Source organism: Corynebacterium sp. CTNIH16 (genome assembly GCF_032821655.1).
Taxonomy (GTDB): Bacteria; Actinomycetota; Actinomycetes; order Mycobacteriales; family Mycobacteriaceae; genus Corynebacterium; species Corynebacterium marquesiae.
In genome coordinates this window covers 1-21,705 of sequence record NZ_JAVBIG010000010.1, presented here as the reverse complement: position 1 = coordinate 21,705, position 21,705 = coordinate 1, and the positions used below count along the sequence as shown (strand labels likewise).

The following is a 21,705-nucleotide window of genomic DNA, read 5'->3' as shown; positions in this document are numbered from 1 at the left end:
ACCTAGTTGCGGGATCCGTACTCAGGGCCGCCCAAAACCGCATCGGAAGCAGAAACCGCATTGCCTTCTGGCACAGTATCGGTGCCGGAGAATTGTGCGATGCCGATGATGGTGATGACGCCGAGCGCGATGCCCACAACAGCGCTACCGATGGCAGGGCCAAGGGTGCGCTTGTTCAAAGAATCGGTTTCCAGAGCCATGGCTAAAGATACTAGCAGCTATTTAGAAGTATTCTGCCTCATCATTGTCCGCGTCATCCTCGTTTTCCTGCGGCACGATAAAGACGGGAAGGCCGGCATTGCGCACAATCTGGTCGGCGGTGGAGTTGGTCCACCACGCGCGGAAGCCGGTCAGGGCGCGGGTGCCGGTCACGATGACGTCCACATCCAGCTCATGCGCGGCATCAATGATGGCGGAGGAAATAGTGGTGGCGGATTCCACCAGGTGGGCGCGGCCGGCTAGGCCCAGGCTTTCGGCCAGCTCGATGCCCTGGCGGCAAATCTTTAGCGCCTCTTCATAGGCCGGATCCTCTTCGACGCCATCCGGGGAGACGGTGGACTGGTGCATTCCGGTGCGGCTGACGGCGCGGGCGGTTTGCCGGGCTACCGGCTCCCAGGCGGTGAGGATTTCTACCGTGGTGGGCCGCAGCAGCTGGGACGCGTACTCGAGGGCGCGTCCGGCTCGTTCGGTGCCATCGTAGGCAATTAGCAATGTCTCGCCGTTACTCATGTCACTAGTCTACCCACCGCTTGCGACAGAACGCGAGGAATATTGCACACTAGAAGGCATGAAAACTCCGCGCATCCTTGCCAGCCTCGCCCTCGTGACGGCCCTAGGCGCCTGCTCTACCTCCACCCCGGAGGACAACGAGAGCCAGGACCCCACCACACCGGCTGCGTCAAGCTCGCCTGCCGCGACGCACGAAGCGCCCGAAGAGACTTCGCAGGAGGCCGCCCCGCAGCAGGACATCCGCGCCATGGCCGCCTCGGTGCTGATGCCGCCGGTCACCAACTACGACGACGCTAAGACCAAGTTGGAGGCCGGTGTGGGCGGAATCTTTATCCCCAGCTGGGCAGATCCCAACCTGCTGCAGGAAGAAGGCCGCGATATTAATGCCCTGCGCCAGGAGGTGGGCCGCGACTTTGAGGTCTCCATCGATTTTGAGGGCGGGCGCGTGCAACGTTTCTCGGAGATCCTGGGCGAGTATCCCGCGCCGCAACAGATGGCGGCCGAGCGTTCCCCACAAGAGGTGGAGCAGCTCGCGCACGAGATTGGCACCACCCTCAAGGCGCACGGCATCAACGTGGACTTTGCGCCGGTACTCGACGTCGATGGCAATGGCCTAGAGGTGGTGGGCGATCGATCCTTTTCTACCGATCCGGTCCAAGCAGGCGAGTATGGCGCGGCCTTTGCCCGCGGGCTGGATTCCGCCGGGGTCAAGGCCGTATTCAAGCATTTCCCGGGCCACGGCCGCGCCTCTGGCGATACCCACCTGGCCGAGGCCGTTACCCCGCCGCTAGAAGAACTAGAAGGCCACGAGTTTATTCCCTTTAAGGCTGCCCTTCCCCAAGCGCCCAATGCCGCTCTCATGATGGGCCACCTCGCCGTGCCCGGCCTGGGCGATGGTCAGACTCCCGCTTCCATCCTGCCGGAAGCCTATGGCCTAGCCCGCGAGACCCTGCAGTACGACGGGCCCATCTATACCGATGACATCGGCGGCATGAAGGCGATCGCGGATTCGCTCCCGCTTGCCGACGCCGTCGTGACCTCCCTCAATGCCGGAGCCGATATGCCCCTGTGGTCCACCGAAGGCGACATTAATGCGGTGATCGACGCCGTCGTCGGCGCCGTCAACGACGGCCGCCTGCCACTCGAACGCCTTGCGGACGCAGCCCGCCATGTCAGCGCTCCCCCGGCCGGCGCTGCACCCGAGCCCGCACAGGACTAGGAAAAATGCCACTAAAACCGTTAACCTTTAAGGCGTGAAAAAGGCAGAAGGAAAAAACGGTGCTAAAGGCTGGCTCATCGCGCTCGGCGTATTGGTCGGCCTTGTCCTGATCGCGGGCATTGCTTATGCCTGGGATGTCGCAGCAAACCAGGACAAGATTCCGCGCGCCGTTTCCGTCAACGGCGTGGATATCTCCGCCATGGATCGCACCGCCGCCGTGGAGAAGCTCGAAGACGAGCTTGCGGGCGTAGAAACCGAGCCCGTGAGCGTTACTTCCGGCGACCTGCACACCGATTTCGTTCCCTCCGAGTCGGGCCTCGCCCTGGATAACCAGCGCGCCGTGGACAATATTGAGGAGCCTTCCCTCAATCCTTTTACCCGCCTGTATAGCTTTTTCCGCTCCACCCGGGATATTCCGGTAGAGACCAACGTGGATGAGGCCCAGCTGCAACCGGCTCTGGACCGCGTGAAGAAGGATCTCTCCACCGATCCAGTCGATGGCATGTTGGAGCTCAACAATGGTGAGCTCAAGGTCACCGACCCCAAGCTCGGCCAAACCGTAGATGCCGGCACCCTGCACAATGCGGTTACGGATAATTGGCTCGATTCCGAGGGCGTAAACGTGGACCCAGAAGAAGTAGAGCCAGCCATCAATGATGCGGCTATCGAGGCCATGCGCACTGGCGATGCCGCCAAGGCGCTGGATAATCCCATTACCTTGAAGGCCAAGAATAATGTCAGCGCTACCCTGAATAAACCGGAAATCTCCCAGTTCACCAGCATTGAAAAGAAGGACGGCAAGCTTAAGCTCGCCGTGGATACTAACCGCGCGCAAGAGCTGCTGGCCGAGCGCTCCGAGGGCGCCGATGTCCCCGGCGTAAATGCCAAGATTTCCTTCAACGGCAACGACAAGCAGATCACCCCGTCCGAAGATGGCGAGATCATCGACTGGGAGCCGACCATGAAGGACTTTGAAAAGCGCGTGACCGGTGATGACCGCGAGTGGGATGCTACCTACAAGCCGGACCCAGCTGAGTTCACCACCGACGATGCCAAGAAGGCGACCTTCAACGACACCGTGGGCGAGTTCACCACCGAGGGCTACTCCGCTGCCTCTGGCAAGAATATCGAGCTGGTGGCCCAACAGGTCAACGGTGCCGTGGTCAACCCGGGCGAGACCTTCTCCCTCAACGGCCACACCGGCCCTCGCGGCACTGCCCAGGGCTACGTGGAATCCGGCATCATTATCGATGGCCACTCCGGTTCCGCTGTCGGCGGCGGCATTTCCCAGTTCGCCACTACCTTGTACAACGCTGCCTACTTTGCGGGCATGGAAGACACCGCCCACACCCCGCACTCGTACTACATTTCCCGCTACCCCGCCGGCCGCGAGGCCACCGTGTACGAAGGCGCTATCGACCTGCAGTTCACTAATACCTTCAATACCCCGGTCCGCATCGAGACCGACTTTGGTGGCGGCAAGATCACCGTGCGCCTGAAGGGCACTAAGACCGTCGACGTTGAGTCTGTGAACAACGGCCGCTGGGCCAAGACGGAGCCGCAGCGCAAGTCGGTGAGCGAGGATTGCTCGCCGTCGTCTGGCGCGCCGGGCTTCACCACCTCGGATACCCGCGTGATCAAGGACCTCTCCGGCAAGGAGATCTCCCGGGAGACCACCACCACGGTCTACGACCCGCAGCCCATCGTTACCTGCGGTTAAGCCATGACCCGGCCGATGTACACCGCGGTGAAGGACCCGGCGGACATCGATCAGCTGGCCCAGCACCCGGTTGCCTTCCGCCGCGTCGCCGGCCTGTTTCGCCCGCACCGCGGCACGCTGTTGCTGGTGGTGGCACTCATCATCGCCACCTCCGGGCTGACGGTGGTGCAGCCTTTCCTGGTGCGCCGCACCGTGGATGAGGCCATTCCTGAACACGACACCGCGCTGCTGCTGTGGCTCGTCGGCGGCATGCTGGCCATCACCGTGGTCTCCCAGGCCATCGGCGTTATCCAGTCCTTTCTGTCGGCGCGGGTGGGGCACACCATCATGCACGAGCTGCGCACGCAGGTCTTTGCCAACCTGCAGCGCCAGTCGCTGCAGTTCTTTACCAATAACCGCGGCGGTGAGATTCAGTCGCGCCTGACCAATGACATCGCGGCGATGCGCGGCATGGTGACCACAACCGCGACATCCGTGGCCAGCAACCTCACCATGACTGTGGCTACGTTGGTGGCGATGGTGGCGCTTTCGCCTACCCTCTCGCTTTTGTCCCTGGTGGTACTGCCGCCTGCAGTGTGGCTGACCCGCCGCGCCGCCGTTCTGCGCCGCAGCCTCATGGAGAAAAACAGCCGCGCGCAGGCGACGCTGCAGCAGACCATTTCGGAGAACCTGTCCGTGTCCGGCATGCGCCTGGCGGCCACGCTGGGTGCGCAGGAGCGCGTCTATGACGGCTTTGAGAAAACCTCCCGCTCCCTCATCCGTTTGGAGCTGGAATCGCAGTTGGCCGGGCGCTGGCGCATGGCGCTGACGCAAATCATCTTCGGCGTGATGCCGGCCCTGATTTACCTGGCGGCCGGCTTGCGCCCGGGCATTACGATTGGCACGCTCATCGCCTTTTCCACCCTGCAGACCCAGATCTTCCGTCCCATTACCGGCCTGCTCAACGTGGGCGCGCAGTGGGTGGCGTCGATGGCGCTGTTTAGCCGCATCTTCGAGTACCTGGACCTGGAGCCCGAACTCACCGAGGCCACCCAGCCCGCCCAGCTTGCCGACGCCTCCCTCACCCTCCAGCACGTCTCCTACCGCTACCCCGGCACCGACACCGACGCGCTTTCCGACGTCTCCCTTTCCATCCCCGCCCACACCACCACCGCGCTAGTGGGGCATACCGGGTCCGGCAAGTCCACGGTGGCCGCGCTCCTGGCGCGCTTGGCCGACCCAACGGAAGGCTCCGTGCTCTTGGGTGGAGTCGACTTGCGCGACATTCCTGCCGATCAACGTTCGGCTGTCATCGGCGTGGTTTCCCAGGAAACCTACCTGATTCACGGCACCGTGCGGGAGAACCTCCTCTTTGCGCAGCCTGATGCGTCGGAGGAACACATGTGGCTGGCGCTGCAGGCCGCCCGCGTGGATAAGGTCATTGCCGCGCTTCCTGAGGGACTCGATACTCTCGTGGGCTCGCGTGGTTATCGTTTCTCCGGCGGTGAGCAGCAGCGCCTCTCGCTCGCGCGCACGCTGCTGCGCGAACCCCAGGTGCTCATCCTGGATGAGGCCACCTCAGCCCTCGATAACGAAACCGAACGCGCTATCCAGGAAGCAGTCCTTGGCGCGGATGCGACCCGCCTGGTCATTGCGCACCGTCTGTCCACCATCCGCGATGCAGAGCAGATCGTCGTCCTCGATGCCGGCCGCGTGGCCGAGCGCGGCACCCACGCTGAGCTGCTGGCTCGCGGCGGTGCTTATGCGGCGCTGCTTCGTGCCGCGTCCGCTTTGGGTGAAGATTCCTAATTGTTCGGGGCTTCCTGCCGTTATTTGGCGAATTTATGGTTTTCGGACGTCGCCGTGACAGGTGTGGCACTCGACCTTCGCTCTAAGGGATGGCTGTTTCCTGTGTGACGGGTGTAAAGATTGGCTTAAAATACCCCCGCGCTGGACGGTGTGGCGCGTTTCATAGAAGTGCACCTAAGCCTGGCAGGTTACCCGCAAAACTCATGTGACCTGCTATATTGACAGCTTCTCCAAGGTGAGGATGGCCGGATTCTGGGAATTTCTCGCAGACTGGTGTGAGAGGTTGTGGCGGCGATGCCTTCTTTATGCTTTCAGTGTAGAATTCAGTTATGCAATCCACAGGCTATCGTCAGCTGAGTCTTGAGTCCTGTGCAGCTACTTTTTTCGATAGAACGTTGGCCTAGGCGGGGTGAAAGACTCTAAATACTGAGTCGGATCATGGTGCGTGAACCGTGGGGATTGGATTGCACGCAGCCAATGGGGCGCGGTGCCTCATTTCATAACTCGTGTAAAGGACCAGTTTTCGTGAACAAGATCTCTAGTACCGCTCGTTCGGTTACCTTCGCTGCAATCGTTGGCCTCTCCTTGGGTATCTCCGCTCCGGGTGCACTGGCCCAGGAGAACGCTGGCACTGAGCAGGGTGCCGTGAACAAGGCAAACATCGACTTTGCCAAGAAGGGCTCCATCACCCTCTACAAGAAGAAGGGTGCTGAGTCGACGACGCCTGCTACCGGTAAGGAAATGCAAGATGTTCCGGGCGAGGCGCTTCAGGATGTGACCTACAAGATCACCAAGCTGGATTATGACCTGCAGAAGGGTGATTGGACCAAGTTCCCGCAGAACGCTGCCGATGCCAAGGGCCACGAGACCGATACAACTTTCGAGCAGACCACCGGTCCCGACGGCAAGGTGGCTTTCGAGAACTTGGATTTGGGCATCTACTTGGTTGAGGAGACCAAAGCCCCCGCCGGCATCGTTTCTGGTGCTCCGTTCATCGTGTCGGTGCCGATGGTCAATGAGGCTTCCGATGCGTGGAACTACGACGTCATCGCATACCCAAAGAACACGGAAACCAAGACCGAGAAGACTGTCAAGGATGCAGATAAGAACATCCAGGACGCGTACTCCTACACCATCAATGCGGATGCCCCGACTTGGGGCGAAGGTAAGAGCCTGACTGCTTTCCGTTTCGAGGATCAGCTGGATCAGCGCCTTGACTTCCAGAAAGTCACTGAGGTTAAGGCTGGTGAGACGGTTCTCACTGCGGGTGACTACACGGTCAATGACCCGAAGGCTAACGGCAACAAGCTTGTTGTAACCCTCACCGAGCAGGGCCTTGCCAAGGTCAAGTCCGGTGACAAGTTGTCTCTGACCTTCGAGGTTAAGCGCAATAAGGTTGGCGACACCACCGAGCTGAAGAACCAGGCTGACGTCATCTTCAACAACCCGAACACCGGCAACGAGGTTAAGAACAAGACCAACGAGGTCGTCACCTACCACGGCAAGCTGAAGGTCGTGAAGAAGGACGGTAAGGAAGCCGGTAAAGTCCTGGAAGGTGCTGAGTTCGAGCTCTACCGATGTGTTTCCGCGCAGGATAAGCTCGAGAACCCGCTGACGGTAAACGGCGCGAACAAGTGGACCACTGGTGAGGACGGCACCATCACTATCGATGGCTTGCATGTCACCGATTTTGCGGACAACGCACAGGTCACCGACGTGAAGAAGTTCTGTCTGAAGGAGACCAAGGCTCCGGCCGGCTATGCGCTGCCGGAGAAAAACGTTACTGAGATTGACTTCACCCGCGACAACATCGCGAAGACTGGTGAACTGAACGGTGACGACAAGATTACCCTCGTGTCTGAGATCGACAACATTAAGCAGGACACCCCGAATCTGCCGATGACCGGTGGCGCCGGTGTGGGCATCCTGGCCGCCATTGGCGCAGCGATTGTTGCTGCTGGTGCCTGGTTTGCTCGTCGTACCGCGCGTAACTAATAGCCGGGCGTAGTTCCGGTGGTGCAGACTGTCCATGATGGTCTGCGCTGCGGGTCGGGTAACCAAAAGTAGGGCGCTCGATCCAGTAAGGGGACTGGACTAGATATAAACTTTGGTCCCCTTCTTTTTCTTTCGTTGTAATCCCGGTCGCGCTGTGCTAGCGCGTGGGGCATTGTTTTGGGTGGTGCGGGTCGTTGACTTCGGTGGTAGGCCAAGAAACTGGCCGACGACACAGGCGCCGTGGAGGCCTCGTTCTTCCGGCGGTGGTAGTTGTCGTCGGGTTGTTGGTGATGCTGTACCCAGTGGTCTCGACTGCATGGAGCAACTGGAATGCCTCAAGAGTGGCGCAGGAATATGCGCGACTGGATAAAGAGACGCCGGTGCAGGTTCAGGACTCCGTATGGGATGCTGCGCATGCGTACAACGAGGAACAGACTTCGGGTCCGATCTTGGATCCGTGGCTGAACCGTATCGGTGTGGATAATCCCGATTATGAGGCTTACCTGGAACAGTTGGGCGAGAACGAAGCGATGGCTCGCCTCGTGTTTCCAGCGGTAGACGTTGATTTACCGGTGTTTCACGGCACCGCGGATAAGACGCTGCAGCGTGGACTAGGACATTTATATGGCTCTGACTTGCCGGTCGGCGGACCAGGAACCCATTCCGTCATTACGGGCCATACGGGTCTGGCAAATTCGACGATGTTTGATCACCTTGATTCGGCTTCCAAGGGAAATGTTTTCTACATCCAGGTTGCTGGCCACAAATTGAAATACGTCGTAGACGATATTCAAGTGGTGTTGCCGAGCGAGGTAGACGGTCTGCGACCAGTCGCTGATCAGGACTATGTCACACTGATTACGTGCACCCCGTACGGGATCAACACGCATCGCTTGCTGGTGCGTGGCCATCAGGTTCCTTTGGAGCCGGGAGAGGAGTCGGTGTTCGACGCCTCCCACGGACCGGGCTGGCAGTGGTGGATGTACGCGCTGTTGGCTGCGGTGATTGTCATTGGGTGTTGGCTGGTGTGGTGGCTGCGTCGCCAGAAGGCGGCTACCGGGGCGCAAGAAGTTATTAATAAGGAAAGTAGCGTGCGGGAGTAAGGCGATGAAGAGGTTGACAAATGCATGGTCGGCCCGAGTGGCTGCCGTCGGAGTAGCGTGTGCGATTGCGTTCGCAGGGCCGGGCGTGGTTGCTGCAGAAGCGGTGCAGGTTGCCGGGCAGCAGTCCACTGGTGCGGAACGCACTTCGGCTACGGATACAGTGACAATCCGGCTGACACAAGGCAATCCCAACGACGATGGCCAGCCGCCCTCGGGAAAAATCCAAGGTGTCACAATTCATCTGGACCGGCTTGCCGGCTTGGACCCGACCAACGCTGACGACGCAGCCCGCGTACGGAACGCGAATCTCGACGAGGTTCGTGATTGGCGCACCGATGTGCACGTGGATCTGGTCACCAATGCCAATGGCGAGGTGACGTTTGATGGTCTAGCTCATGGCTTCTATGTGGTGACGTCTACAGCGCCGGATGATTCCTACCGAGAGATAAACCCGTTTGTGGTGGCGGTTCCATTCCACACGGTGGTAGATAACCCGAAACCAGTACCAGGAGTAATCGTGGCTAAGACCCACAAACCGGGTGAAACGCCGACGCCACCCACGTCGTCATCTGCTCCGAGCGCTCCGCCGTCACGCCCGGATACCCCGCAAACACCTCCGAACTATCCACCGACTAAACCAGGGAAGCCACCTCACCAACCCGAGACAACGCCGCCGGGTACTCCAAGTGCCGGTAAGACCTCAACCCCAGTAACGTCGTCGGGCAATGGTGGCTCATTGGCGATGACCGGTGCACAGGTAATCGGTGTAGTAGCCGCAGCGTTGGCATTGATTGCCACTGGTTTCGTGATGATTGCCTTTAGCCGTAGGAAGAATTCAGAAAGCGAGGGACGCTAATGTCCTGGACAGATTCTCATCCGGTCGAGCCGGTTGTGTACCGCTGGCGTGCTCTTGCGGCGTTCATTGCTGCACTGGCTCTCGTTGTTGGTGTTGCTGCACCGGCTGCTCTGCCCGGAATCGTTGGTGCCGTAGCCGAAGCACAAACCACAACCCTGCGCACCAAGCTCGATTCCGCAGACCAACTGAGCCTGACTGTTGGCGACTCCGCAACATTTGAAGGCCACTTTGTTGACGCCGGAACCGTGGAGGAGTTGGAATTCACTGTTGAGACTGCAGGACTGGAGTTCGACGGCTCGGCCTACACACTGACTATCGACGGCGAAGTGATCCCCGTCCGCGAAGGAGACAACCTCGTTGTAAAATCAACCAGTTCTTCAGTGACTTTCCGAATCGCTGGCCTTTCTACTGACGTGCCAGCAGGGGCAGCTTTCTCACTGAAGATCCCAGCGGTCGCAGAGGAATCCGAACTGAGCGGGATGTCCGTCGACGTGCGTGGAGTAGCCGAGGAGACTACCAGCACGTCATCACCTGAATCCAGCGAAGCCTTAGAAGCCCCTTCGGAGGTGACTGAGCCGCTTGATATTGCTGACGTTGACGCGGCCCCAGCCCGTCTGATGGCGGCGCCGAACATTACCCCGTACGCTGCAGGCGACCGCACCATCACGATGGTAAACGATGGATACGTGCTCAAGGGAAGCCGCTATATCCCGAACTTTAAGATTCCGGCCGGTGAGCTTTTTGGCGGCCAGCTGTCCATTCCGCAAGGCACGGTGGTTACCCTCAAATCCAGCGTTAACAGTTATTTATCGACTAACCCTGATGACCTGACGATCTATTACACCGGTGCCAACGGAGGTTGGTATGAGGCGAAGGTGACCTACAAAAGGATTAGCGCCAAGGAATACCAAGTCATCCTGCCGCAGATTACTATTGGTGGCACCGCACAGATTCAGTTTAAGGGTGTTCACCGCGGGCCAGCCGATACAGTGTTTACAGCTTCCTTCACCGTTCCTGCGAAAGAGGAGTGCCAAGATCCGGTTACAAGCAGACAGCCAAAGCGCGATCTCACCCCAGCTGAATTTGCCGACGGTAGCCCTGTCTACGTTGTAACCAGTGAACCTAAGGATCTTCGCCGAGACACTTCCATTCTGAGCCGTCAAGTCAACCAAGGCCGAGACTTTCGCCAGGTGGGAGAGTCCACTCCCTGGGTGTACAATGCTCTAGCCTTTGATTCGAGTGATAACTGGCTCTATGCGGTGAGCCAGAGTCGCGGCCGAAATGGTGATCCTTGCTACCCGGCAGGAAATCTCCTTCAGATCAATCCGGCAACCGGTGAAGTATATAATCTTGGGCCTATTTTAAAGGCCGGAAGTACCGGTACCCCGTTTGAAACGAGCGGCGACCGGGATGTCCTCAACGCTGGCGTGTACACCAGCGAGGGATTCTTTGTGGCCAACACGTCCACTTCTGGTAGCCGTCACCTTTATAAGGTCGACGTCGACAAAGTCACGGCTCAACGCGTGCTAGGAAGCCAGAAGTCCTACTCGGAGGACTGGGCGGTGCTCCCGCAAGCCCAGAAGTATATGTGGGGTTTCCAGAGTAAGGCTCAGGCAGGCGACAAGCTTATCCTTGAACGCATTGACACACAGACCGGCGACATCAGGACCTGGGATCTCACCGGCATCAAGACCTTGGATGGGCGCACGATCTCGAACCCCTCTGCTTCTTGGGGCAAGGCGTGGACCTACTCCAATGGAAACCTGGGTTTTGGCTCGGGTAGTGCGAATGCGAATCAGCTGGGCTTTGAGCTAAAGATCACCAACCCAGATGATGATAGCCCGAAGTTCGAGCTGGTCAACATAATGAACAACCTGCCTGCTTCATTTAACACGGACGCGGCCTCCGACCTAGTTCCGCCGCCGCCAGCGCTGCAATCAAACATTGCGGTGAAGAAGCAACGCTCCGAGACCAAGGTGGTGGACGGTGAGGTGCGGACTTTTTGGACTATCTCCGTGGAAAACACTACGGACAATGCCAGCTCGGGTGGTACGTTCTGGGAATACCTACCAACGGATACTCACTATGGTGTGAACGCTACCGACCCCACGGCAAAGTTTGAGGGCTTTGGTCCGGGATCTACCGTGGTCAACGGCCGTGGTCCGGGGCCCAATGAGATCAAACCTGAGAGCGGCATTTACGCCGGGATGGACGTGCCGTCAGCCACAAGTGGTGAGGTGGGGTACATGAAGGGTTACGTGGGTACCCTTCCCGGACACGCGAAGGTAGAGTATGTCGTCTCTGCGCCGGTGCGAAAAGATGAGAACGGCAACCTCAAGACGGTGTGTAGTCCCAACAAGGTGGCCTTCCAGGCCACGGACGGGGAGTCGAGCCCGGCTGAAGATGACAACGTTGCTACTGAAGCCTGCTTGAATAAGGTTGCTGTCGACAACACACCGCAACCTGTTCTTGGTGCAGTGAATGAATACACTGCGAAGTACAACGTCGTAGTTGAGGCACCGGACGCACCTGGCTTCGACACCAACGACGTGATCTACGGCAAGCTCACGGACACCCCGAAGTTCGTTGGTGCTGCCACGGTGACTGGAGCCACTGTGGTCTTCAAGGATGAGTTCAACAGGACCAGCCAGCCGCAGTCGTACCTGGGCGCCGGTCCGTACGAACTCAACAAGAATGACACTCCGAAGATCATTAAACCTAAATCCAAGGGTGTTGGCGGAAGTACAGGGCAGCATGTCTACGAGGTGACGGTGCGTTTCAAGCTGGATCGTTCAAAGCTGGACAGCACCTCTGTACCCGCCGGGTACCCGAGCCAACCTGCAGGAAACACCCGCTGCTACACCAAGGATGGCCTGCACGAGCCCAACTTTGGACTCATGAACGAGGCAGAAATAGGCGGCTGGAAGGATACTGACTGTATCCCGCTGGAGACCAAGGAAACTATGGACGTCCTGCTCGAAAAGGCGAGCTATAATCCGGACAACCCGGACGAGATCCAAACCGACGGGTTGCTTGGCGGCGCGCAGTTCACCGTCCACCGCGGTGATGCTAACGGCAACCTGAAGCTAAACGCGGATGGCAGCGTCAACGCTGATGCTAACCCCGTGGTGAAGCAGTCCACGACCACCACCACAGGCCGCGTCAAGCTCGAAGGCTTGGACGCCCCTGGCGTTTATTACCTCATCGAGACCAAGGCACCGAACGGCTATAATCTGCTGCCCGCGCCGATCAAGTTCTCGACGGAGTGGGATCAGAATGGCAATGCAGTCATCAAGGTGCTCTCCGGGGGGACCGCGATCACCAGTAATAGGTGCGCTGAATCTGACACCTCTGCCAACTGTGTGAAGAAAATCGGCGTCCTTCAGGTCGCTGACATCACCAAGGGTGCACTGCCCAAGACCGGTGGTGAGGGCGTAGGCCTGTGGGCGCTCGCTGGTGGCGCGATTGTCGCGGCAGGGTGCCTCGCTTTGCGACGCCGCTGGGCATAGAACCACCGCTTGCGGCAACTTTAGAAAAGGCCCGCTTTTCCAATAACCAGGGAAGGGCGGGCCTTATTGCATGCTCATTGTCGGTTAGGAGTCCTGCGGGTCGTCGTCAAGCGCGGCGCCCTTGCCGTTGCCCACATATTTGCGCCACCAGTAGATGAGAAGAAGCACGATGATGGCAGTGGCAGCCAGGATGGCCCACATCCACCACTGCCAGTGAATACCAGAGCTGTTGAATGCGGCCTCGTCTTCCGGATCCATTGGCACTCGGTGGCCGGTGACGAGCAAGCGGTGGGTATTTACACCGTAGGGGGTGCAGGTAATGAGCGTAACGAGGTCCTGGCCTGGCTCACGGTGGAGCAAGCTGGTGTCCGCAGGCTCGACGACCCGAATATCGTGCACCTCGTACTTGAGCTTCTCGCCGCCGGCGGCGATGTAGAAAGCATCGCCCTTCTTGACCTTGGTGAGGTTGTCCCACAGCGTGGCATTTTGTAGGCCTGTGTGGGCGGAAAGTGCTGCGTGCCGACCCTCGCCATCACCTACGCCGCCGACAGGTAGGTCCGTGCCGTAGAGGTGGCCAGCGCCGCGGGAGAGTGCTTTTTCTGAGGTGCCATGATAAATGGGCAGATCGGAATCGATGGAGGGGATAACAATGCGGCCCATGGCATCGGTCTCCGACAGCACAGACAGGTATTGGCGGTAGCGCTGGTACTTGGGGGAGTCTTCGTCATCGGTGGTGGTCCAAGCGTCTTCCACACTGATTTGGCCCAGCTGCGCGTTGTAAGACTGCGCCTCGTCCCACGCGGTGTGCAGTACCTCAGGCGGGGCTTGCTTTTCCAGCTTGGCGTATTCCTCCGCGGCGCGGGATTGGGTGTGGTTGTTCCACTGCGTGGCCACGACGGGGTAGAGCAAGACACCGAGGCCGACGAGGATCAGAATTAACGCAATGATGGCGTTGGGGTTGACGCGCTTCTTCTTGGGTGCGTCGATGATTTCCGCTGGTTCGTGCTTGCCCATTGTGTCCTGCCTGTGGGGTTTGTGACCGCACGCCCTGGTACTGACGTGGGGGTAGTTTTTGAATCTCAGGCTAGGGACGATGTAGCTCTGAGAGAAAACGTGTCTGTCTAGTCGCCGATAACAAAGCACAGGGCTTCATACCGATTCAGAGTTGCCTCGTCGATGACCAAGATTTGATCAACCGCGCGCTGTTCGTGGAGCTCATCGATTGTGCGGGGCGCAAGATCTTGAAGTACATGCTCACGCTCAGCGCGAAGATCCGCTGTGGTTTTAGGCGTGAAGATAGGGGCTGTCATGGTCCATCCTGTAGGTATGAAATTAGTCCATGAAATGGGAAAACAAGTGGAGCCGACGACGGGAATCGAACCCGCGCCAGCAGCTTGGGAAGCTGCAGTTCTACCATTAAACTACGTCGGCACTGCGCGCTTGCACGCTCCGGCCTACTATACACCGCGGCCTTCGGCATGAGTAGAATTGGGGCCGTGCTTCTTTCAGATCGTGATATCCGTGCCGCCATTGACGCCGAAGAACTGGGCATCGAGCCCTTCGACAGCGAACTTATCCAGCCCTCGTCCGTAGATGTGCGCCTGGATAAGTATTTCCGAGTCTTCAATAACTCGCGGTACACGCATATTGACCCCAAAGAGGAAATGCCGGATCTCACCACCTTGGTGGAGGTAGAAGAAGATCAGTCCTTCATCCTGCACCCAGGCGAGTTCGTGCTGGGTGCCACGCTGGAAAAATTCACCCTGCCGGCAGACTTGGCCGGTCGCTTGGAGGGCAAGTCTTCCCTCGGCCGCCTGGGATTGTTGACCCACTCCACCGCGGGCTTTATTGATCCAGGTTTTTCCGGCCACATCACGCTCGAGCTTTCTAATACCGCCAACCTGCCTATCGCCCTGTGGCCGGGCATGAAGGTGGGTCAGCTGGCAATCTTCAAGATGACTTCACCAGCGGAAAGCCCATATGGCACCGGCTCGCTGGGCTCGAAGTACCAGGGGCAGCGCGGCCCGACGCCATCGAAGTCTTACCTGAATTTTCGATAGGCTTAAACCGGCATTCACATAGAGCCTCTAATATGGGGCTTTATGCGTATGACTGTAATCGGCACCGGATACTTGGGTGCAACCCATGCTGCCTGCATGGCCGAGCTCGGCCATGAAGTACTAGGCGTGGACGTAGATGACAATAAAATTTCCGCTCTTAGATCGGGCAAGGTTCCGTTCTTTGAACCGGGCCTGCCGGAGGTTCTCGAGCGCAATATCGAGGCCGGCCGCCTCGACTTCAGCACGGACTATGAAGAAGCAGCCGCGTTCGGCAACCTGCACTTTTTGGGCGTAGGCACCCCGCAACGCCGCGGTTCCTATGCGGCCGATATGACCTACGTGAAGGCCGTGATCACGGATCTGGTGCCCAAGCTCAAGGGCGATCACATCATCTTTGGTAAGTCCACCGTTCCGGTAGGCACGGCCGCGGAGCTCCAGGAGCTAGCCAATGAGCTTGCCCCAGAAGGCACCACCGTGGAAATCGCATGGAACCCGGAGTTCCTGCGTGAGGGCTACGCCGTTAAGGACACCATCACCCCAGACCGCATCGTTCTCGGTGTGCGCGAGGGCGAAAGCCGTGCCGAAGAGGTAGCGCGCGAGGTTTATGCTCAGCCGCTAGCGCAGGACACCCCATTCATCGTGACGGATTGGCAGACCGCCGAGCTGGTCAAGGTCTCCGCTAATGCGTTCCTAGCCACCAAGATTTCCTTTATCAACGCCGTTTCTGAGATCTGCGAGATTGCAGGCGCGGACGTTACCGCTCTTGCCGACGCCATTGGGCTCGACGAGCGCATCGGCCGCAAGTTCCTTGGCGCTGGCCTCGGCTTTGGCGGCGGTTGCCTGCCCAAGGACATCCGCGCCTTCATGGCCCGCGCTGGCGAGCTTGGCGCCGACCAGGCGCTGACCTTCCTGCGTGAGGTGGACGCTATCAATATGCGCCGCCGCGACCGTGTGGTGGACCTGGCCAAGGAAGCCTTCAATGGCTCCCTGCTTGGCCACCGCGTGACTGTGTTGGGCTGTGCGTTTAAGCCGAATTCCGATGACGTGCGCGATTCGCCCGCCCTTGCCGTAGCCGGTTCCCTGTCGCTGGCTGGCGCGGCGGTAACCGTCTATGACCCAGAAGGCATGGACAACGCCAAGAAGGTATTCCCAACCTTGGATTACGCCGCGGACACTGACGATGCCCTGCGCGAGGCTGAACTGGTGATTTTGGCTACCGAGTGGAAGCAGTTCAAAGAATTGGATCCGCAGCAGGCGGGCCAGCTTGTGGACAATAAGCACATTATCGATGGCCGCAATGTGCTGCCTGTCGCAGACTGGCAGCAGGCGGGCTGGAAGGTCGAGGCCTTGGGGCGCACCCTCTAGGTCCTCTACTTCTGAGATACAAAGGCTGAGCAGCGTGATTATTGCGCTGCTCAGCCTTCTGCATAAGGGCCCTAAGATTGTGCGCGCTGTGGCACTGTGAAAGCTGCAATGGCTGTAGTGATGGGAACCGCGAGGGTCAATGCCATCGCACCTACTCCGGAACGCAGCAGCTCCGTTGCGACGAGATCGCTGCTTAAAATCTGGCCTGCGGGGCGCTCCGCTGCGGTGATCAACATGAGCAGTGGCAAGGTCGCACCGGTATAGGTCAGAATTAGCGTATAAACCATTGAGGCAATATGGTCGCGGCCCACCTTCATTGCGGAGAGGAAAAGCTGTGAAGGGCGAGCATCAGGGTCCGCTCCGTGGAGTTCGGTAATGGTGGATGCTTGGGCCACGGCGGCGTCGGCAAGGCTGCCCAAGGCACCGACCACAAAACCGCATAAGAGCACGCCCACGATGGACACGTTGGGCATATAAAGAAGTAGCTTCAGGTTGTCCTCGGAACTATAGCCTTGTAGCTGCGAACTATCGATAGCGGCCCACGCTAACGCTGCTGCAAGAATGAGAGCGATAAGGGAGCCGCCCACCGCCGATGCCGATTTCCAATTCAGTCCATGGACGAGAGGAACGGCGAACAGAATGATGGCGGAACAGGCAACAAGGGCGGACCAGAGGGGGTTATGGGCGTCGATAAGAGCGGGGACGAGGAACGCAAAGATCACGCCTAGGCTGAGCGTCAAGCCGATAAGGGCGCGCACGCCATGCCAGGCCGCAAAAGCGATAATGACGACGGCCACGATAACTGCCCACAGAGCTAGGCTTCTGGTGCGCTGATAATCAGCAAAAGCATAGGACGCAGCGCCGGAAGGGTCATCTGCTTTGGAAAGAACAATTTTGTCGCCCGGTTTAAGCTGCGGATCGCCGGCATTGCCGTAGGTGACCAATTGGGTCATGCGACCTTCGTCCTCGCCGGAGGTGATATTGACCAGGGCACGGTCGCACTGCACTTCCTCAGTCCCAGGAATAAGTGGCGGTGTATCGAAGGCCTGCCCAGTAAGTTCCGATTGGCAAGCCGAGTGGTCTGTCGTATCGACCGTGCCCTCGACCTGTGGGTGGTTGAGGGCATAGGTTTGCCGAAAATCGGTGGAGGTGTGCTCGGAGGCTGGACTCTGAGGCCACAGCACTGCCATGCCCGCAATGGTGGCAATAAGCGCTGTGACGAGCACACCGAGCAAAGTTAATCGCCATGGATGCTGAGTTATCGAAGCAGAGAGCCGACGCCATGAACTAGGGGTCGGCTGAGATTTAGGTCCCGCAGAATGTCTTCCCATGCACCATATTGTTATGGATTATCACTATCGTTAGCAACTGGTGGGAAACTACTGCTTGTAGCTCACTAGGAAGTTACCTAGGCGCTCGATGGCGTTTTCGATCTGGGATGCCCACGGCAGCGTGACTACGCGGAAGTGATCCGGGTTCGGCCAGTTGAAGCCGGTTCCCTGCACCATGAGGATCTTTTCCGCCTTCAAAATATCCAGCATGAGTTTGGCATCATCATGGATCTCATACACGTTCGGATCCAAGCGCGGGAAGAGGTAGAGCGAGCCCATAGGCTTTACCGCGGAAACGCCGGGAATCTCGTTGAGCTTTTCATAGGCGATATTGCGCTGGCGCAACAGGCGCCCGCCGGTACCGGTGAGCTCGTAGATAGACTGCCGGCCACCCAACGCCACCTGGATAGCGTGCTGCGCCGGTACGTTCGGGCACAGGCGTGTTCCGGCCAGAAGCTCAAGGCCTTCGATGAAGCCACGGGCGTGGTGCTTAGGGCCGGTAAGTACCATCCAGCCGGCACGGTAGCCACACACGCGATAGGCCTTGGATAAGCCATTAAACGTGATGGTGAGAAGGTCAGGGGCTAGCGAAGCGATGGAGATGTGCTGCGCGCCGTCATAAAGAATGCGGTCATAGATCTCATCGGCCAAGATGAGCAGGTTATGCTCGCGGGCGATATTGACGATCTTCTGCAGCACTTCGCGCGAGTAGACCGCACCCGTTGGGTTATTCGGGTTAATGACCACGATGGCCTTGGTTTTATCCGTAATCTTGGACTCGATGTCCTCGATGGATGGATTCCAATCATCGTCCTCATCACACAGGTAGTGCACGGGGGTGCCACCTGCCAGCGAAGTCGCTGCGGTCCACAATGGATAATCCGGTGCCGGGATGAGGACCTCATCGCCGTTATTGAGCAGCGCTTGGGTGGTCATGCTGATGAGCTCAGAGACGCCATTGCCCAAGAAGACATCGTTGATATCGAAGGGCGGGAAGTCCTCCAGCTCGTAGCGGGTAACGATGGATCGGCGGGCAGGAATGATTCCCTTGGAGGTGGAATAACCCTGGGAAGTAGGCAGGGCAGCGATCATATCGCGCATGATGACGTCGGGAGCCTCGAAGCCAAAGACGGCTGGGTTACCGGTGTTGAGTTTCAAGATGGTGTGCCCATCGAGCTCCATGCGTTCCGCTTCCGCAGAGACCTCGCCGCGGATGTCATACGCGACGCCCTTGAGTTTGTCGGATTGGTCAAAGATGCGGTGTTTGGGAGAAGTCATGGGAATATTGTGCCACGATTCACAGCGACACAAAATGCTTCAACACCGGCGATGACTATTTTTTATTCCACTCGCTGAACTTCCGCTTGGCCAGATCCATGGCTTGGCCGGTAATTTCGCCAGCTTGCATACGGCGCTCGGCCCACATCTTTTCTTCGATCATTTTTTGCTGCGCGCGCTCATGCGCCGTGAGAGCGCGAATCTCACGCAGCTGCTGCCGCTCAATCTGGCGTGCGGATGGTGCATGCCACGAGGAGGGGCCTACCTTGGCGATGTAGAGCATGATCCACAAAATTGGAATGAGGGCGGCTGCCGTGACGCCACCTAACAGTAGCCATGGGTTGCTCATGGTAGCGCTCAAGAAGATCAGCGTGGGGCTTGCTACTGCAAGCACCACAGAGCCGGAAAGGGCAGTCGCAAACTTCGGTTTCTTGCCTGCATTATGCGCACGGGTGACGTCTCCCCGGGAATAAATCTTGACCTCGTGGGAACCACGCGCCGGAATGTCTTGGAAGACGGGCACGAGGTCTTGGTGGGTGCTGGCGCGCATGACGTCGTCCGAGCGGTCCTCGAACTCCTCCATGGTTAACCGGCCTTCACCCACGGCGCGGGCGAGGTCATTGATGGCATCGTTGCGCTCGGAATCGGACAGGCGCAAAGTCCGATTGATGGGGGAAGAACCAAAGTTATTACTCACGTTTTCCAGTTTAGGAAAATTCTTCCCTTCCAGGGACGTGCTCTCAGCGAACGCAGCCTATAGGTCCTTGGATTCAGCGTCAGGGGTCTTCTCGTCCTTCTTTTCTTGCTGGTTTCCGCCCACCAGGCTGGCCAAGAAGGGGAAGATGGCGACGGTAAGCGCTCCACCGGAGACGAAGATCGAGGCATTCTCGGCCTCCATGATCCCGGAATTGACCGCCAGGGACGTTACCGCCACGATGATTGGCAGACCGGTGGCGGAATACAAACTTACTTGGAGGCGCTCGCGGAAGGTTTCAATATCAGATCCGGTATGCCCAACATTTTCGCGCAAGAAGACGGGCAGGCCACGGGTCACCAGGATGAGGGCCGGAATGCCCAGCACCTTCCACGGATTATTGGCGATGGTATCCCAGCTAATGCTCATGCCGGAGACCACAAAGAAGACCGGGATAAGCATCGAATAAAACACCACATCGAGGCGGTGCTCAAGACGGCGGTGGAATTCATCCGGGATAATGCGGTTCAAGATGATGCCGGCAGCAAAGGCACCGAGCACAATATCGAGTTCAAAGACTGCGGTAACGGCCATAAGAATGGCCAGAATAAGGATGATTAGACGCAGAATCGTTTGGTTGGTTGAGCCCGCACCAGAGATAAAAGCGGTCTTCACCCAAGGGATCGCTGATGCGATAGCCGCCGGCATGATGGCGACGGCAACGGCGATGATGATGAAGAACAACAAAATGATCATCGTCGTCAGCGTGGAACGAGTACCCAACAAGAGTGCCATTGCGGTAATGGGGGCGACCTCACCAATGGCACCGTGAATCATCACAGAGTTGCCCACCTTGGTGCCCAGAATGCGGTCCTGCTTCAGCATCGGCGTCAGCGTGCCCAGCGCCGTTGACGTCAGTGCCAAGGCGACGACGATGGCACCTGGCACATTATCTACCAGGAAGTAGGCGCCCACCCCACAGGCGAGGGCACAGATTGCCCAAGTGGATAATGCCGTTCCGGCTTCCTTGGTTTTGAGGGTGGAGATTTGAATTTCAAAGCCTGCGAGGAGAAATAACGCTCCCACGCCGAGCTCCTTGAGCATTTCGATGCCTTCATCCTCGGCCGCAAGGTCGAGGACGGAAGGACCAATAATCATGCCGAAAATCAGCAAGAGGGCTACCGATGGAAGACGGTAGCCCAGCATATAAGAGACCAGCGGCGCCAGCAGCGCCGCGGCCATAATCCAGGCGAAAGAGACGAGGGAATTTGTATTTTCGGTTGCGCCTGCCGCCAGCAGCAGGGCATCGGTGGGGAGTCCCGCATTAAAATGCATGGACTACAGCGTACGCACCAATGCCCCCGCGCGCCTACTCAGATTCAGGTGGCTTTGGCACGCTTTCCGACGCCGGTGGTGCCGGAGCCGCCGGCGGTGCTGGCGGGGTCGGTGCGGCTGGCGGCTCAGCCTTTGGCGGGATGGGCGCAGCAGGAGCCTGTGGAGGTTTCGGGGCCGCCGGCGGCGTTGGCGCTGCCGGAGCTGCTGGCGCTGCAGGCGGCGTCGGCGCGGCTGGTGCCTGTGGTGCAGGTGCCGCCGGTGCTTGGGGAGCTTGTGGCGCAGTTGGTGCCGCCGGTGCCGCGGGCGTTGTGGGTGCGCTTGGCGGTGTTGGAGCTGCTGGTGCCTTGGGCGCAGGTGCTGCTGGAGCACTTGGCGGGGTGGGTGCGCTCGGTGCAGCAGGAGCGGCTGGTGCCGCTGGTGGCTGGGGAGCTTGTGGCGTAGTTGGTGCCGCCGGTGCTTGGGGAGCTTGTGGCGCGGCTGGTGCCGCCGGGGCCGCAGGCGTTGCCGGTGCGTTTGGCGGGGTCGGCGCGGCTGGTGCCTTTGGCGCAGGTGCTGCCGGAGCACTAGGTGGGGTAGGAGCGCTCGGTGCCGCGGGAGTCTTCGGCGCTTGAGGAGCCTGCGGTGTAGCCGGCGCTGCGGGTGCGGCCGGTGCTGCAGGAGCGGCGGGGGCTGGTGCTGGTGCCGCCGGGGCCGGGGTGTGGGTGGTGTTTGGGGTGGTAGAAG

At 59.0% G+C, this 21,705-nt stretch carries 18 protein-coding genes and 1 tRNA gene; 10 read left to right on the top strand and 9 right to left on the bottom strand.

Translation table 11 applies throughout. From position 1 onward, the window contains the following. Positions 1-2 precede the first annotated feature (2 nt). Both RAE04_RS09105 and RAE04_RS09100 read right to left on the bottom strand, forming a co-directional pair. On the bottom strand, positions 3-200 hold the full coding sequence (locus RAE04_RS09105; RefSeq protein ID WP_005325448.1) for a DUF2613 domain-containing protein: 198 nt from the start codon (positions 198-200) through the stop codon (positions 3-5). Between the two features lie 22 nt (positions 201-222). After that, on the bottom strand, positions 223-729 hold the full coding sequence (locus RAE04_RS09100) for a universal stress protein (protein ID WP_317027160.1): 507 nt from the start codon (positions 727-729) through the stop codon (positions 223-225). Between the two features lie 58 nt (positions 730-787). On the opposite strand from RAE04_RS09100, the gene RAE04_RS09095 reads away from it, so the two are divergent. From RAE04_RS09095 to RAE04_RS09065, 7 genes are all read left to right on the top strand, one after another. Continuing rightward, positions 788-1,948 (top strand): glycoside hydrolase family 3 N-terminal domain-containing protein, encoded by a 1,161-nt coding sequence (locus RAE04_RS09095; RefSeq protein WP_317027159.1) that lies wholly within the window; start codon positions 788-790, stop codon positions 1,946-1,948. A gap of 34 nt (positions 1,949-1,982) precedes the next feature. Continuing rightward, on the top strand, positions 1,983-3,668 hold the full coding sequence (locus tag RAE04_RS09090; RefSeq protein WP_198492162.1) for a VanW family protein: 1,686 nt from the start codon (positions 1,983-1,985) through the stop codon (positions 3,666-3,668). A 3-nt stretch (positions 3,669-3,671) separates the two neighbouring features. Next, positions 3,672-5,456, top strand: a complete 1,785-nt coding sequence (locus tag RAE04_RS09085; protein ID WP_317027158.1) for an ABC transporter ATP-binding protein — start codon at positions 3,672-3,674, stop codon at positions 5,454-5,456. Positions 5,457-5,981: 525 nt separating this feature from the next. Then, positions 5,982-7,451: a SpaH/EbpB family LPXTG-anchored major pilin gene (locus tag RAE04_RS09080; protein ID WP_317027157.1), complete on the top strand. Its 1,470-nt coding sequence runs from the start codon at positions 5,982-5,984 to the stop codon at positions 7,449-7,451. Positions 7,452-7,645: 194 nt separating this feature from the next. Beyond that, the gene (locus RAE04_RS09075; protein WP_408933166.1) at positions 7,646-8,554 is read left to right on the top strand and encodes a class C sortase; all 909 of its coding nucleotides are present in this window, start codon (positions 7,646-7,648) and stop codon (positions 8,552-8,554) included. 4 nt (positions 8,555-8,558) lie between these two features. Continuing rightward, the gene (locus RAE04_RS09070) at positions 8,559-9,410 is read left to right on the top strand and encodes a SpaA isopeptide-forming pilin-related protein (RefSeq protein ID WP_317027155.1); all 852 of its coding nucleotides are present in this window, start codon (positions 8,559-8,561) and stop codon (positions 9,408-9,410) included. Next, complete coding sequence (locus RAE04_RS09065) at positions 9,410-12,919, top strand: DUF6923 family protein (protein ID WP_005325455.1); 3,510 nt, start codon at positions 9,410-9,412, stop codon at positions 12,917-12,919. Before RAE04_RS09070 ends, RAE04_RS09065 begins: the two co-directional genes overlap by 1 nt. Before the next feature lie 84 nt (positions 12,920-13,003). Here RAE04_RS09065 and RAE04_RS09060 read toward each other — a convergent pair whose 3' ends face one another. The 3 genes from RAE04_RS09060 to RAE04_RS09050 form a co-directional block, all read right to left on the bottom strand. Further along, entirely contained in the window at positions 13,004-13,933 is a 930-nt protein-coding gene (locus tag RAE04_RS09060) for a class C sortase (RefSeq protein ID WP_317027154.1), read from the bottom strand. Positions 13,934-14,040: 107 nt separating this feature from the next. Next, a complete protein-coding gene (locus RAE04_RS09055; RefSeq protein ID WP_005325457.1) occupies positions 14,041-14,229 on the bottom strand; it encodes a hypothetical protein in 189 nt (62 codons plus the stop codon). Between the two features lie 47 nt (positions 14,230-14,276). Further along, positions 14,277-14,350, bottom strand: a tRNA-Gly gene (locus RAE04_RS09050). A 65-nt stretch (positions 14,351-14,415) separates the two neighbouring features. Here RAE04_RS09050 and dcd point away from each other — a divergent pair. After that, positions 14,416-14,979: a dCTP deaminase gene (dcd, locus tag RAE04_RS09045; RefSeq protein ID WP_005329405.1), complete on the top strand. Its 564-nt coding sequence runs from the start codon at positions 14,416-14,418 to the stop codon at positions 14,977-14,979. A 42-nt stretch (positions 14,980-15,021) separates the two neighbouring features. Further along, positions 15,022-16,344 (top strand): UDP-glucose/GDP-mannose dehydrogenase family protein, encoded by a 1,323-nt coding sequence (locus RAE04_RS09040; RefSeq protein WP_317027153.1) that lies wholly within the window; start codon positions 15,022-15,024, stop codon positions 16,342-16,344. Positions 16,345-16,415: 71 nt separating this feature from the next. Here RAE04_RS09040 and RAE04_RS09035 read toward each other — a convergent pair whose 3' ends face one another. The 4 genes from RAE04_RS09035 to RAE04_RS09020 all read right to left on the bottom strand — a co-directional run bounded on the left by RAE04_RS09035 (position 16,416) and on the right by RAE04_RS09020 (position 20,982). Continuing rightward, positions 16,416-17,579: a YibE/F family protein gene (locus RAE04_RS09035; RefSeq protein ID WP_317027152.1), complete on the bottom strand. Its 1,164-nt coding sequence runs from the start codon at positions 17,577-17,579 to the stop codon at positions 16,416-16,418. A 144-nt stretch (positions 17,580-17,723) separates the two neighbouring features. Then, positions 17,724-18,953, bottom strand: a complete 1,230-nt coding sequence (locus RAE04_RS09030) for a pyridoxal phosphate-dependent aminotransferase (RefSeq protein WP_284791176.1) — start codon at positions 18,951-18,953, stop codon at positions 17,724-17,726. Positions 18,954-19,008: 55 nt separating this feature from the next. Further along, positions 19,009-19,611: a DUF1707 domain-containing protein gene (locus tag RAE04_RS09025; protein WP_394372003.1), complete on the bottom strand. Its 603-nt coding sequence runs from the start codon at positions 19,609-19,611 to the stop codon at positions 19,009-19,011. Positions 19,612-19,707: 96 nt separating this feature from the next. Further along, complete coding sequence (locus RAE04_RS09020) at positions 19,708-20,982, bottom strand: cation:proton antiporter (RefSeq protein ID WP_297553480.1); 1,275 nt, start codon at positions 20,980-20,982, stop codon at positions 19,708-19,710. Between the two features lie 20 nt (positions 20,983-21,002). Here RAE04_RS09020 and RAE04_RS09015 point away from each other — a divergent pair, with 20 nt between their 5' ends. Then, entirely contained in the window at positions 21,003-21,593 is a 591-nt protein-coding gene (locus tag RAE04_RS09015; RefSeq protein WP_317027151.1) for a hypothetical protein, read from the top strand. Positions 21,594-21,705 lie beyond the last annotated feature (112 nt).